7 protein-coding genes, 1 other RNA gene and 4 pseudogenes are annotated in these 14,127 nt (G+C 46.2%); 5 read left to right on the top strand and 7 right to left on the bottom strand.

Going from position 1 to position 14,127, the window contains the following annotated elements:
* Positions 1 to 113: 113 nt before the first annotated feature.
* A pseudogene (locus BG74_RS06080) lies at positions 114 to 1,030 on the top strand (DegT/DnrJ/EryC1/StrS family aminotransferase); the annotation flags it as partial.
* Between the two features lie 3,868 nt (positions 1,031 to 4,898).
* Here the strand turns inward: BG74_RS06080 and ssrA are convergent.
* Positions 4,899 to 5,281: a transfer-messenger RNA gene (gene ssrA / locus BG74_RS06075) on the bottom strand.
* Between the two features lie 45 nt (positions 5,282 to 5,326).
* Positions 5,327 to 5,809 carry an SsrA-binding protein SmpB gene (gene smpB / locus BG74_RS06070; protein ID WP_066597302.1) on the bottom strand — a complete coding sequence of 161 codons (483 nt, stop codon included), beginning with the start codon at positions 5,807 to 5,809 and terminating at the stop codon, positions 5,327 to 5,329.
* A gap of 160 nt (positions 5,810 to 5,969) precedes the next feature.
* On the opposite strand from smpB, the gene BG74_RS06065 reads away from it, so the two are divergent.
* Complete coding sequence (locus BG74_RS06065; RefSeq protein ID WP_066597301.1) at positions 5,970 to 6,404, top strand: SRPBCC family protein; 435 nt, start codon at positions 5,970 to 5,972, stop codon at positions 6,402 to 6,404.
* A gap of 393 nt (positions 6,405 to 6,797) precedes the next feature.
* On the opposite strand, the gene bamE is transcribed toward BG74_RS06065, so the two are convergent.
* From bamE to nadK, 3 genes and pseudogenes are all read right to left on the bottom strand, one after another.
* Complete coding sequence (bamE, locus tag BG74_RS06060) at positions 6,798 to 7,151, bottom strand: outer membrane protein assembly factor BamE (protein ID WP_066597321.1); 354 nt, start codon at positions 7,149 to 7,151, stop codon at positions 6,798 to 6,800.
* Positions 7,152 to 7,243: 92 nt separating this feature from the next.
* Positions 7,244 to 8,890 (bottom strand): annotated as a pseudogene (recN, locus tag BG74_RS13545) (DNA repair protein RecN).
* Between the two features lie 89 nt (positions 8,891 to 8,979).
* A complete protein-coding gene (nadK, locus tag BG74_RS13540) occupies positions 8,980 to 9,858 on the bottom strand; it encodes an NAD(+) kinase (RefSeq protein WP_066597318.1) in 879 nt (292 codons plus the stop codon).
* Positions 9,859 to 9,982: 124 nt separating this feature from the next.
* Between nadK and grpE the strand changes: the two genes are divergently transcribed.
* Together grpE and BG74_RS13535 are read left to right on the top strand one after the other, a co-directional pair.
* The gene (grpE, locus tag BG74_RS06045; RefSeq protein WP_066597316.1) at positions 9,983 to 10,570 is read left to right on the top strand and encodes a nucleotide exchange factor GrpE; all 588 of its coding nucleotides are present in this window, start codon (positions 9,983 to 9,985) and stop codon (positions 10,568 to 10,570) included.
* A 28-nt stretch (positions 10,571 to 10,598) separates the two neighbouring features.
* Positions 10,599 to 10,736, top strand: a complete 138-nt coding sequence (locus BG74_RS13535; RefSeq protein ID WP_187202714.1) for a hypothetical protein — start codon at positions 10,599 to 10,601, stop codon at positions 10,734 to 10,736.
* Between the two features lie 221 nt (positions 10,737 to 10,957).
* Here BG74_RS13535 and ung read toward each other — a convergent pair whose 3' ends face one another.
* The gene (gene ung, locus BG74_RS06040) at positions 10,958 to 11,641 is read right to left on the bottom strand and encodes a uracil-DNA glycosylase (RefSeq protein ID WP_066597315.1); all 684 of its coding nucleotides are present in this window, start codon (positions 11,639 to 11,641) and stop codon (positions 10,958 to 10,960) included.
* 322 nt (positions 11,642 to 11,963) lie between these two features.
* Between ung and BG74_RS13530 the strand changes: the two are divergent.
* A pseudogene (locus BG74_RS13530) lies at positions 11,964 to 12,390 on the top strand (glycine radical domain-containing protein).
* 221 nt (positions 12,391 to 12,611) lie between these two features.
* Here the strand turns inward: BG74_RS13530 and srmB are convergent.
* Positions 12,612 to 13,953, bottom strand: a pseudogene (srmB, locus tag BG74_RS17270) (ATP-dependent RNA helicase SrmB); the annotation flags it as partial.
* Positions 13,954 to 14,127: the final 174 nt, after the last annotated feature.

Here is a 14,127-nt window from a genome sequence, read left to right as displayed (position 1 = left end):
GTAGCGCAGTCATCCATTACAGAATATTACCGTTCAGCGGTAATTTCATTCACACCAATCATGTCGCTTGCTGCCGCTAAATCGTAACTTACCATTTTAAGAGAAACTGAATAATGTCTGAATTTTTTCCGTTCGCACAGCTTGTGCTGGGCGAGGCCGCGCTCGCCACCGTCGGTGAGGTACTGCGATGGGCTGGATTACAATTGGGACAAAATGCACACAGCTGGAACAGACGTTCTATCAATTGACCGGCAATCGTCATGCTATCGCCGTGAGCTCGACGACCGGCGGTATACATGTCACGCTCATAGCCCTGGGGTTGCAGCCTGGCGATGAGGTGATTACGCCTTCGCAGACGTGTGTTTCCACCTTGAACATGATCTGCCTGCTCTGCGCCGAACCTATCATGGTCGATGTCGACCGCGACACGCTGATTGTGACGCCTGAGCTTATTTAAGCAGCGATTACCCCCGCATACCCGTGCTATTATGCCCGTCCATTACGCCGGCGCGTCGGCAGATATCGACGCTATTCGTTGCTGGGTGTAAGCTATAGCATCCCGGTGATTGAGGATGCGGCGTATGAGACGGAGACAGGCTACAAATGCTGCTACGTGGGTACCGACGGCACCGCCATTTTCTCGTTCCATGCTATCAAGAATATGACCGGTGCCGAGGGCGGTATTGGTCAGGGACGACGATGCGCTGGCACAGCGCATCCGCAGCTTAAATTTTCACGGTTTGGCGGTGGATGCGTTCAATCGCAATATGCATGACCGGGCCTCGCAGGCGGAGGTGATGGTGCCAGATTACAGATACAACCTGACTGATATCAATGCTGCCATTACGCTGGTACAGCTAGACAAATTACTACAGCACAACGCGCGCCGTGCGGCTCTAGCCCAGCGCTATTTGCGCGAACTGGCCGATACGCCGTTTTCTCCGCTCCGCTGGCGCTGCCCAGCTGGGAACACTACCACGCCTGGCATCTGTTTATTATCCGCGCTAACGAGCAGCGGTGCGGCATCGCTGGGATCGGTTAAGCCAACGGAGCGAACCTATGTTGCAAAGTTGTATTGCAATAGGGGTTTTTAACGATAATGTTCATCCTTGTCATTCACTTTTTGGAAAATTTTTCCTGGTAGTCCCGCTCTATGAGCAAGTAAACAGAGTAGTCATCTCTAAGCCTCTAAAGCGGCCTAGGTGTTACAGGACGCGCTGGATATTAAACAGCGTCATAGATAGGCAGATCGCGTCTTCCCTTTGGTAACCTGTAATAGTGTAACGTTTTTATTACCAGAATATCCTCCATCATGATATCACAGATCGTTGCACGGTTTTTTTGTCGGGTGTTTCCTCCTTATACCTTAGTTTACTTCTGTTGACACACTACTTCCATATTATTGCCATCATGATCTAGAATGTAGACTGCATAATAATAGTTGTAGTAATGGCGGTGTACCTCCCTATATGCCATATGCCATTGTCTTTGCCGCCAACCTATATGGCGGCGGCTCAAAACTGGTCTACGGTAGCGTGCTATTGAGCAGAAAATAGTACATGTACTGGCACAACCGTCGCTGCAGAAAGACATGGATACCCATCAGGTCTAAGTCCATGGCAAAAACCTCCCGTGCAGCTATTGGGTCAGGTCTACGGTTATCACCAGGAGAAACCACAGTGGTAGCGCCAGCGCCTATTGATAAAATGGTCGCGATAGCTCTGCATATCCGTTACCGAAATTTCAATGTGGTCAATGACTGACATAACCTTCTCCTACAGTTAAGCATTAACCCTTGAGTCTTCTTAGCAATAACACAGTAAAAATCTGATCTGCCAGATAGATAATAGTTAATAGGCGGGGCATGACTAACTAACGATTACACCGGGGAGCAGGCCATATTGAGCCTATCACGCTGAGCCTCGGTCTGTACCAGTGAAGAGGAATTGTAATTTGCAACAATGCCAACATAAAATGTGTTCATTTTAACGGTTTTCTTAGTAAAAGTTCTGAAGTTAATTTTTCTGAAAGTTTTTGGATAGTAGCCATGTGAAAACCATAGATCAATAGAAATATAACTAAAATACATAAATTAATTAATATAATTATATAGATATAATAAATATTATTATTTATTGTATTACTTATGATTACGATATGTGATCTTATTAAAAGTATATATGTTGAATAGCAACAGTCAAATCGGGGTTAATAAGCTGAGATCTATTTGGCAGTAAGAAAAAATGATATTTCGCATTCGATGATAATAACAATATAGTTCGTCAGTTTTTTTTCATAAATCTCGCGTAGCACTGTTACTAGCTTTTTTCGGTGAAATTGATAAATATTTTTCGGCTGCCGCTGTCTTATAATATTGCACCGGAATTGTGCATAATACTGGAGTGATAAGGTATAACTGGATTATGAAAGAAGAAGACTATTATCTTTTGTAACCATTATAAAAGAGGTGAAGGGGTTAAACTTTCAATATACACTGGCGTAGTATAAATGTATCGTTTATATTGCCATTCCTTTTTAGGTTAAAAAATGTAACTTTCTGTGATGTACTTGAATGTACATCAATGATATTATTTACCCTATTCCTTAGGAATTATCTAAGCAGATTATCTGGTTAGGTATCATTATGAATGATTATATAAAATTCAGTCCCGGATGCTCTGATTGCTGACTCGATGCTAACGAGTATAAATTCTAACTGTTTACTGATAGTAAAAAGTGCGTTTTTAGTGTAATATCTTTTCATCGTATGGGTTTTTACGATTACCACTCTAAATTTAATTTTTATTTCTAGTACAAATGATTTTATTGTATCTACAAATAAATTGTAGATACTGATTTTATTATCTTTCTAACAATATTTACCCTCGTATTTTTCCGAACATTCTCCTAAGTAACTAACTAATTTTTCTATTAAAATATCAAAAATATTTTTTATATCTTCATTTATTACTATATCGTGAGCGCTGACTGAAATTCTTCTTTCAGCACTGCTGGTATTGGCAGATTTTATATGAATTAGAAAAAGGTAGATTTTATCAATTGTATTGAACAATATGTAAAAATTATCTTTTTCTCCCGCACCATCTTTCGAAGAAAAGCTAACCTGTTGGTCTGTTTATAGTGAAAAATATTTATTAGAACTCCAAAGCCAGCTCCAATGATGTTTCATCCAAAAATAATTACTTTCGATAACCTATTTTATCAAGTGCAAGTTTACCATTAACTTCATAGTTTTTCATTTAATATGTAAAAATATTTAAAATTAGCTAAAATTAATTTATTATAGGAAATATCACGATACTCTGTTTTAAACACTCGATTGTTAACGATATTATGGCCAGACTCATACTAGAATTTTATTAATTCTTGGGACTTAAAATAATATTCCAGCTATTGCTTTTTCCTTTGTTTATAGAGTGAACCTCAGTTAATTCAGATTTTATGTTATAATCATTGATTTTCTATGATAAATTTATATCAACAATACTTACTTTATTTTTAAAAAAAATTTTATTTATGGTAAATTTAGTGTGTCTATTATCTTTTAAGTAAAGTCGTTATGAATTTTACACAATCGATCAATTTTATTTTTACTTAATCTATGACTAGTATAGTCGGGTTCTAAAAATGATAAGTCATATAGGTTTTGAATGCCTTCCATATCTGCAACAGGTGTAGCTAGAATGTTTATCGAGTCTTTAATATCGCCTCCATTTTTATCAATCCTGTCTATTATATCTAGTACCCTGTTTTCAAGTGTCTTCCAATCCTTACAGGGTCTGCGCCACAAAGAGGACTTATATGGATTAAGATCAATTTTGTTTCGGTGCCTCTCATAGGCGTACGGACGCCGACATACTAAGATATTGGTCCCCCAAAGGTAGAAGATTTAAGGTTTCTATAGCACTTTCCTCGCCTAGTACTTTAGGATCTGCCTTGAAACTTTCTCTTCTATGTATTCTTAACAGTCATAACATTTTATGTTATCTTCATTAATTTAATCCATGTAAATTCCTTATTTTGATAAATATTTTTATGTAATCTATAAAAGGCTAGCTGATTAAACGATGATTAACATCTTAATCTGCAAATGAAATAGTAAATTCAAAAATTGTTTTCAGGAAAATTTATTAACTATATAACTTAATAAGTTATATATAATATATATTATAAAAATATTTAAATTATTATGTTTATAAAAGTGTACATGTGACGTGCTCATTCTGCCCTGAAATGTAAAAAACCGGCCTGAACCGATTTCAGCTCTGTAGACCTACTAAGAAGTATGTGCTAAATCCAGTTGACCTCGTGGACGAACTCAAAGGGGCTTGCGCCGGTGTGGCCGTGTAAAGGTGGCGAGCTGCGCCTGCGTGGCGATATCGCCCGGGTTTGTATGCCAGCTATCTTTCCCGTTACTTGCCACAGGCAGCAGAGCAGCTTTACGCTACAGGCTTTTCGCAGTGTTTTCCAAACCTCTTTGAAGCAGCGTTAGTTGTTTAACAGTTCACAAGCTGCTACGAATCATTCCTGCTGGGAAAAAGAAATATACTGTTTGAATTTTTCGGTTACAAAACCCCAATTGATTAGGGATATAGGCATAATATATAATTAGGCGACAAAGGTACCTTATGCTCGCACTTAGCCTTCATACGTTTTGAAGGAACCGGGCGCTGGTCGCAGAAACACTAAGACGTTGGTGGTGTGGAGCGTGATTTATGTGCATTCATATTATAATGATCACCAGTGCGCCTGTCCATTATCACTGGACACAGGCAGATCATTTCAGATAGATACAGGCAAAAAACCCCTTGAGGCTCGCGTTAGCAAGCTCTTAGGACTCTGCTATAACGACTGTGGTATCTATCAACTAAGAATTTTGGTGGAGCTGGCGGGATTTGAACCCGCGTCCGGAATTTCTACGCCCTCGGGTACTACATACTTAGTCCAGTCTTTACGTTCGCCTGTCAGCTGCGGACGGACACGCCACTAACAGACTAGTCTGATTAAATTTAACGCTTCAGTCTCAGGCAGGACCATCCACGCGATCTCTTTTGGTTTTGACCTCTCTTGATCCCTGTCCTAAGAGCAGAGGCTAGGGAGAGAGGGAATCTTCAGCTTATTAGGCCGATTAAGCTGCCAATGCAGCAGATTCGTATTGCGAGTCATTTGCAATTATTTTTTGAGGCTTTTTTACGAGGCCAGCCTCACCTCGGCATGCACCTTGAGCTTCGCAAATCCCGTCGAATCCAGGATCAGCCCCGAGTTGTCCATCCCATTGTAGCAAACTTATGACGTGGCAGCAACGTTATCGGCTGACGTGTTTCATGATGCGTACTTTGTCGAGCTGCCATTCTCGATCTTTAATGTCGGTACGTTTATCGTACTCTTTCTTCCCTTTGGCGACGCCGATTTTCACTTTCACCCATGCGTTTTTCCAATAAAGCGAGAGCACGACAACCGTATAACCTTCACGATTTACGCGGCCGAATAGCGAATCGAGTTCATGTTTATTCAGCAGCAGCTTGCGAGTTCGCATAGGGTCACAGACTACATAGGAAGACGCCAACGTCAGCGGCTGGAAAGTAGCGCTGAAAAGATAGGCTTCGCCATCCCTGAGCAAGACATAGCTATCTCTGATGTTCGCTTTGCCGGCATGTAGCGATTTCACTTCCCATCCCTGCAGCGAAAGTCCCGCTTCAATCTCATGTTCAATGAAGTATTCGTGTCGGGCGCGTTTATTCTGCGCAATGGTGGCTGAACTAGGTTTATGTAGTTTTTTCTTTGTCATAGTGCGCAATATTATACAGTTAAGGTCGGGGAAGAAAAACTTTCGTCTCGCTTGTGCTGACTTTTCATAACAGGCGTAGCATAGCAAACTTAACGGTATTTTTGTCTCAGTAGAGAAAAATGATAATATTAATGTGAATCAATTAAAGATAGGAAATATTATGCCTCATATTACGCGCTTTGCGCTGGTTCCTTATAGCACAGAGCAAATGTTCACCTTGGTTAATGATATTAGCGCTTATCCCGAATTTATTCCTGGATGTACCGCCAGCCGGGTGCTTGAGCAGAACGGCAGCGAATTAATCGCTGAAATAAATGTATCCAAAGCGGGCATCAGTAAATCGTTTACTACCCGTAATATTATTACTAAAAATCAAAGTATTGTGATGTGTTTGGTAGAAGGCCCTTTCAGCTCTTTTACCGGCGATTGGCGTTTCATTCCGCTCAGCGAAGAGGCTAGCAAGGTTGAGTTTCATCTTGATTTTGAATTCAAAAACAAACTTATCGAATTGGCGTTTGGGAGAATTTTCAAGGAAATGGCGAATAGCATGGTCATGGCGTTCACCCGCCGGGCAAAAGAGGTTTACCATGCCTGATATCCACCAGGTAGAGGTGATTTATGCATTGCTGGAGCGCTAATATCTGCAGCAGATGGTGCTCCAGTAGAGGAGTACCCTGGAGCAGGCGATTCGTGCCTCCGGTCTACTGGCGCTACGGTAGGACATCGATCTCGACGTTAATAAAGTCGGTATCCTCATTCGGCCCCCACTAAACTGGAAGATAAACTCAGTGATGGGGGAATAGGCGGAAATCTACCGGCTGTTGCTCATCGATCCTAAGGAGCTTCGCCATCAGCGAGCGAAAATAAACTACCGCGGTCGCTCTCTCTCACTTGCGCAAAGACAGAAGAACCTTAGCTCCCTACAAGCCACCCGCCTTGCTATAAGCTACCCGCCTTGCCGCGTTGTTGCCGGCTAAAAACACACTACTTATTGGTTGGTGCTGGAAGGTTCCAGCACCAGTTTGTTGTCGATACAGGTCAGTATATCGCTTTTGTTAAAGGTCAGCGTCAGCGTTTGCTGCGTGACGGATTTATAACCCGGTTCACGGCGGAAAATATAATACCAGGTATTCGAGCCGAACGGATCTTTCATCATTGAGGTGCCAAGGGTGTAGGCTACCTGTTGCTTGGTCATGCCGGTGTGGATTTTGGCAACGTCAGCTGTGGTCAGATAATTGCCCTGATTGATATCGGGACGATAAACCAACCTTTCGAACACAGAGCAACTGGTGGTAAATATCAGTATAAAGACAGCAGCGGCAATTAACGTCTTACGGCTCATAACAATAATATTACTCTTAGGAACAGGATACCGATGATAATAGACCTCGCCGGCGTAGGGAAATTCTGTAAGGCTCATTCTATATATGACTACTAGGCGACAATTATCCCCCTGGCATTCGCTAGGGTATTCTTAGTGACTTCGCTTCCTCCCAGCAGGCCTGCCATCTATCTCCTCCCCGCTGACGGGCTTTTTTATCCAGCGCCTGTATTTCGGCTTTGTGTGGCGCTGCCGTCCGTATTTTTTCTGAAGTGATGATGTGCGAACCCGGCCACCACCTGTGGTAAATGCGTGACGCATACGACCTGGGTGGACTCGCCGATCTGAAGCAACGTCTTTTCCACGATTACGGCCGTCGGCCCACTAATGCCTACGTCGACTTTGTCGAAGATTAGCGCCGGTGTACCTAATTTATGGGCATTAACGACCTGTTGTACCGCCGGCACGATGCGAGATAGCCCGCTGCCGGGGTCAACTTTCGCCAGCGGCTGTAGCGGCTGGCCAGGGTTAAGTAGTCACCGTGAACTCCACGCAGTCTGTGCCGTCGGCGTTAAGCAATTTAGGCTGGAAGTACACGCCTAAGGCCAGCTTACCGTGCTGTAGAGTAAGCTCAGGTATGCTGTGGGTAATTTTGTCGGCCCAAACTGCCGGTGTGCTCAGCTCGACGCTGGTGGAGCTGCTGGCGGGCAAAATCCATCGCCTGCTGCTGATGATCTACTGCCTGTACCATTGCCTCCTGCTCCTGCAAATGCTGCTGATGGTGCTGCGCTAGGGCTTCTGGCGGCACATGTTGCTTGCGTGCCAGGCGGATTTTCCGAGACAGATGCTGCGCCAGTTCATTGAGGCCTCTGGGATCAAGATCGATACGGTCACCGTGTAATTAGGTAGCTCATTGCTGGCTTCGGTGAGCTGAACTATAGAGTCTTCCAGCAGTACCGTCATCTCAGATAAGGAGGGATCCAACGTGACCAGATCACTCATCATATGCCTAGCACTGTGCAGCTGATTCAGTAAATCAGCCTCTTCGCCTTCGCTCAGTAACTCCAATGTTCGCTGGGTTGCGGTAATCAACTATCCGCTGTTAGCCATCTGCTTATCTTACTGATTTATATGCCTTTAATACCCTTCAACCGGGGCGAAGTCATTCAACTCTTTCAATTGATACTGCAGCAGCTCGCGTCTGGGATCCTCGCTCGACAGTCTTCTGTCACAGCCTGATGCAGGTGTCTCTGGTGCCACTGTTGGTAGGCGACTGCCATGGCTAGACGAAGGTCTTTTTTTGCCCGCGTAGGCATCAAGCAGGCACTTTTAGTGATCGGGACGCAGCATCAGCTGGTGGGCATGCTGGCCGTGAATCTGAATCAGGTACTGGCCCAGCTCACTCAACCGAGAGGGTAGCACCGGCGTACCGTTAATTAAGCTGCGTGAGCGGCCTTTCCCGGCTTACTACATGGCGCATCGAACATTCATTTCCGTTACCAAGTGCATTATTCGCCGGCCAGCTGGCGGCCACTAGAGGTATCGTTAAGTAAAAAAAACGCGGGCATACGCCTGCCCTTACGGCGCTGGGCCATACCATGCCGGCCTCGGAACAGCCGCCCAGACACAGGCCGATCGCATCGATCACAATGAGTTTCCTCGCTCTGGCTTCACCCAGTTATCATGCCCATTCCCGATTGAAAATCAACCGTTAGTGCATACACGATGGCGAAATCAGCAATGGCCAGTTCAGCTAGCATAATTGCCTTCCTGTATATAAATGCACAGCTGTGATTGATTGCAGTATAAACTGGTATTTTATATAGTTAAAGATGTGCTGGAGAAAATATTAGAATAATTTTTTTGACCAGCCAAGCTTGCTGCTTAACGTATTGAAATAATTATAATCGTTAGGATGAATTAAATCGAGATAATAGCAGCTTCGGCGGATGAAAATTTCCTCCCCCTTCTGGATAGGTAAGGCTATCTGACTGTCGCAGCTGATTTCGAGATTCGGCGTGAGTTGGGAAAACTTCAGCCGTATCGTACTACCGCCGTTAATGACCAACGGCCGAGAGGAGAGGGTATGCGGGAACATCGGCACCAGCGCGATGGCATCCACTAGAGGTGTCAGTATCGGGCCACCGGCGGATAGGGAATACGCTGTAGAACCGGTCGGAGTAGCAATAATAAGACCATCGGAGCGCTGGGAAAACGCGAAGGTATCATCAATATAGACCTCGAACTCAATCATATGCGCCACTTTGCCTGGATGTAGTACCACCTCATTAATGGCGCTGCTCAGCTGCCCGCAGACATCGCCCCGGCAGACGCGGGCTTCTAGCAAAAAGCGTTTTTCACTGTGATAGTGCCCCGCCAGCACGTCAGATAATTGCGCAAGCGCCGAGTCGGGATCGAGGTCGGTCAAAAAACCAAGATTCCCGCGGTTGATACCAATGACCTTGACATCATAACATGCCAGAATGCGCGCTGCGCCCAGCATATTGCCATCGCCTCCTACCACGATCGCTAGATCGGCTTGCTGGCCAATATCGGTCAAACTACCGGTTATGGCCTGATCCAGCGCCAGATCGCGGGCGATCTGATGTTCCATGATGACGTGATACCCTTTCTCGTTCAGCCAGTGGTAAAGCATTTCATGAGTGGTCAGTGCACTGGGGGGACGCGGATAGCTAACGATGCCGATAGTGTAAAAAGTGGTAGTCATTTGATTGCTGATCCCTGGTGTGTTTTTGTAAGCTTCATTATGCGTCATCCCTTGAATCCCCGCTATTCATCCCCATAATAATTGGACTAGAGAGAATAATGCTGAACTGCGGAGAAAACTCATGATGAGTAGTAAAGAACAGAACACCCCTGACCAGCAAGTTTCACAAGAGAGTGAAATGGAGCAAGGGCAGCAGGCGGAAGCGATGCCTGAGACGGTTGACGTCGTGGATCCGCGAGACGAGCGTATTGCCGAACTAGAGGCTGCGCTGTCCCAAGCGCAACAGAGCGAGCGCGATAACGTACTGCGCGCCAAGGCGGAAATGGAAAATGTGCGCCGCCGCAGCGAGCAGGATGTCGAGAAGGCACATAAATTTGCTCTAGAACGTTTTGCCGGTGAACTGTTGCCGGTTATCGATAACCTGGAGCGCGCGCTGGACATGTCGGATAAAACCAATAGCGAGTTGGCGTCCACTATCGAAGGTATCGAGCTGACGCTCAAATCATTGCTGGATGCGGTCCATAAGTTCGGTCTTGGTGTAGTGGGTGACACGCACGTGCCGTTTAATCCCGAAATGCATCAGGCAATGACCATGCTGGAGTCTGACGAACATGAGCCCAATCAAGTGATGATGGTGATGCAAAAAGGCTACACTCTCAACGGCCGACTTATCCGCCCCGCCATGGTGGCGGTTTCGAAAGCAAAGAGCTAATGTCTTTTCTCACGCTGCTGCGTGCGGCGTGAGAGTCTACACTCCTAGTGAAAAATGGGTGACGCATCTACCGCCCGTGCAGCCGCATGCTGGCGATGGCGTTTTCAACCTAGGCGAAAACATGTTAGCGCCTGCGCTGTTGCAGGCCATGGCCAGCGCGCGCTAGTCCCCTTGCCTCTTCTGCACGGGGTTATCCATGTTCCTGCGCTTGCACGGTACTTTACACTCTCACACCCTCTGCTTACCTAATATCTTGTGTATCAGGATCGATCCTCCGTTTCTCGGCCCCTAATCTGTGCTTTCTTTGTCATGCTGTTTGGCGAGGTTCACACAGGCGATAATATCTGAATTTCTGGATGTTGCGTCCGTACTGGCCTTTATCCGTCATTAAGCGGCCGGCAGCGTTGGCATCCAGTCGATGGTGGTTTGGCATTGGCGCGTTAGCAGGGTATTGGCCTGGGAGAAATGATGGCAGCCGAGAAAGCCGCGATGCGCGGACAGGGGTGAAGGGTGCGGTGCTTTAAGCACATGATGGCGCTGGGAGTCGATAATCATGCCTTTTTTCTGAGCATGAGATCCCCACAGTAAAAACACAATCCCTTCACGGTGCGTGTTAAGTACCTTAATGACATTATCCGTAAACGTTTCCCAACCCAGACTAGCGTGGGAATGGGCTTTTCCCGCTTCCACCGTCAGCACCGTATTGAGCAACATTACCCCTTGCTGCGCCCAGCTTTGTAGACAACCATGTTTGGGTATGACAAAGCCGGGAATGTCGCTGGCCAGCTCTTTATATATATTGGCTAAAGAGGGCGGGGCAGGAACACCTGGCTTGACGGAAAATGAAAGGCCATGGGCCTGATTGGGCCCATGATAGGGATCTTGTCCGAGGATTACTACTTTCACCGCATTCAATTCCGTGAAACGGAAAGCATTAAATACCTCCTTGGCCGGCGGATAGACGGTAATTCCCGTCGCGCGTTCCCTGGCGACAAAGGCCAGCGTTTCCTGAAAGTAGGGCAGGGTTTTTTCATGCGCGATAGCGTCGCGCCAGGTGAGCATTTGCTGCATGATACGTCCCATGACAGTGACGATATGGGCTAAGCTTAACGTTTTCTCTCCGTGGGTTAAACTTTTTTCCGCCGGCAGCAGAGGAAAAATTCGCCCCTCCGGTGGCATTTAGAGGCTTTTTAGATTGACCTAAATCAATAAATTTTCCCAGCAATGATGTCAATTTCCGACAGATATTGATTTAAATCAAAATATCGGCCCCTGTGTTGTCGGGAGTATTATAATCAGTTTTAGAAATTAGTTTTACTAAATGTTCAAGTAGGCTAAATGTTGTACGATCTACGTTTGGACGCCGTATGGCAACCATACCACAGAGGCATCAATGATTATCGGAATACAAATAACCAAGGCTGAAAACAAAGCTCTGGTAAACTCTTTCTGATTACTGGATGACGCTAACCATCAAGCTCGCTGCTTGGCTGCCGTTGCCGATTACGCCGACGATCAGGCACTTCCCCTGCAGAAGTTGGATAAATTCAATTACCGAGACATTCTTATTGAGCAGCAGGAAGCGTTGCGTGTGGAAGGCCGTCAAAATCTGAATGTCAACGTGCTGAGCCGCGAGACGCTGGAAGGAAGATGCCGTGGTGAACCCGGAAAAATATCCGCAGATAACTATCCGTATGTCTGGCTGTATGGTGCGTTTCAATTCGCTCACTCCTGAGCAGCAGGATGTTCTTACCTGTGATCTCCAGCGGCTAAAGCGCGCCACTAGGATAAAAGTAACCACGTTGACAAATGCGGACTAGTATGGGTTAAGTATATTAAAAATAATATGTTTAGTTGATAAATATCACGACTACAACATGAAGGTTAATTTTTGCTAATGATTTATGACACCTTGGCTGTGGGACGAAAGAACTGCGTGAAAACGCAGTTTTCAGCCTGAGTTACCCTCTCTAGTACGCCACGATAATGCGTTAGGTGGTATTTTTATCAGCGTACCGCCGCGCCAGGGTTCTACGGTGAATTAAGCGCCGTTTTCCAGCTTGCTGGCGCTGGCCGCGTCAGGTACGGCTTTGGCACACGGCGTGTTTGCCAATTATTCTTTTTAGCTCGCAACCGTACTTTGGTTTTGTCTTTATGTCCGCGTCTGTTCTTTCATTTCCTTGCGCTTCACCAGCAATGTTTTCAACTACTTACCGGTAATCTTTTCCGATGGTACTCGCGTGAGCGGGGTGCGGCGCGTCAATCGTGCACGCTTTTAATGGGTCCTTAATTTAAGGTAGCGGTTGATTTTGCCCAGCAGCAAATGATCTTGCATTTCCACCAGCGAAATGGCGCAAGCCCTTGCGGCCGTCTCGGCCTACGGCCTATACGGTGCAAATAGACATCCAGCGTCGAGGGCAGGTCGAAATTGATGACATGACTGATATCGTCGATATCCAGACCGCGGGCCGCGACATCTATTGCTACCAGTACGTTGGTATGGTTGTCGGTCATGCGTTTGATGGCCTCATTACACTTGGCCTAAACCCAGATAACAGAGGGTGATGCCCAGCATCGCGTGGCTAGCCCACCAGCTCATGCAGTCGCTCGTGTTTGCGGACGAATACGATACTTTTGATGAACTCGGGTTGTTTAAGTAGGTGAGGTGACAAAAGCAGCTCGATTTTATGCGTCAGATTGTCGGCGGCGATAGTAGCATTGCATAATTTTCTTACGTTCGCGGCGCGACGGCGCGACGTCGATTTCTACCGGATCATTGAGCAGACGTTCGGCAAATTCCTTGACCGCATTCCCCCTTTCCAGCGTGGCCGAAAATAATAGCGTCGTCTGTTTGCGCCAGCGAGTTTTTGCGATGATCTGCTCGACGTCTTGAGCGAACCCCATTCCAGCATGGATCTGCCTCGTCTAGAATTAGCGTTTCTACCGCTCAGCAGTCAACATTCTATTCCTTAATATATTGCAGCAAGCGGCTGGTGGTAGCCACCATAACCAGGATATCCTGATTCTCACTGAACACTTCCGCATGATTCATGCAGGCCACGCCGACAATGATGGTGGCAATGTCCAGTTGATTGTGGGCGGCCATCTGTTTGGCCTGCTCCGCTATCTGCATCGCCAGTTCGCGTGTGGGGTTATGATCAGCACGCGGGGCGGACTAGATTTCTTGCTCGGGAAATTAAGTAGATGCTGCAAGACCGGCAGTAGATAAGCGGTGATTTTGCCGATGCTGGTCGGCTCTGAACCCAGTACATCGCGTCCGTCCATGGCCGCCGGAATAGCTTCAGCTTGAATGGTGGTGGGACGCTCAAAGCGGCGAGCAGGTCTTCGTGCAGTCCGAATGCGGTAAATTGGGTTACAGTTATGGGCTACCCCTCCCTCCTACAGTCATGGGCTATCCCCTCTGGTTGGGGCGCAGATTATAGACGGATACTGCGTAATCTTCATCTTTTTATACGTGTAAGTTTATTTTACAGTATAGGTATACGCCTGCAGAAGCTACATGACCATATTATTACCCACGGCCGTCACTAAACCGC

The organism is Sodalis-like endosymbiont of Proechinophthirus fluctus, from assembly GCF_001602625.1.
Classification (GTDB): Bacteria; Pseudomonadota; Gammaproteobacteria; order Enterobacterales; family Enterobacteriaceae.
This window is presented reverse-complemented; position numbering and strand designations above follow the sequence as displayed.

Excerpts from the sequence above, each read along its gene's own strand:
- bamE (WP_066597321.1), bottom strand. The coding sequence starts at position 7,151 with ATGAGCCGTAAGACGTTAATTGCCGCTGCTGTCTTTATACTGATATTT.
- grpE (WP_066597316.1), top strand. The coding sequence starts at position 9,983 with ATGAGTAGTAAAGAACAGAACACCCCTGACCAGCAAGTTTCACAAGAG.
- BG74_RS06065 (WP_066597301.1), top strand. The coding sequence starts at position 5,970 with ATGCCTCATATTACGCGCTTTGCGCTGGTTCCTTATAGCACAGAGCAA.
- nadK (WP_066597318.1), bottom strand. The coding sequence starts at position 9,858 with ATGACTACCACTTTTTACACTATCGGCATCGTTAGCTATCCGCGTCCC.
- ung (WP_066597315.1), bottom strand. The coding sequence starts at position 11,641 with ATGCAGCAAATGCTCACCTGGCGCGACGCTATCGCGCATGAAAAAACC.
- smpB (WP_066597302.1), bottom strand. The coding sequence starts at position 5,809 with ATGACAAAGAAAAAACTACATAAACCTAGTTCAGCCACCATTGCGCAG.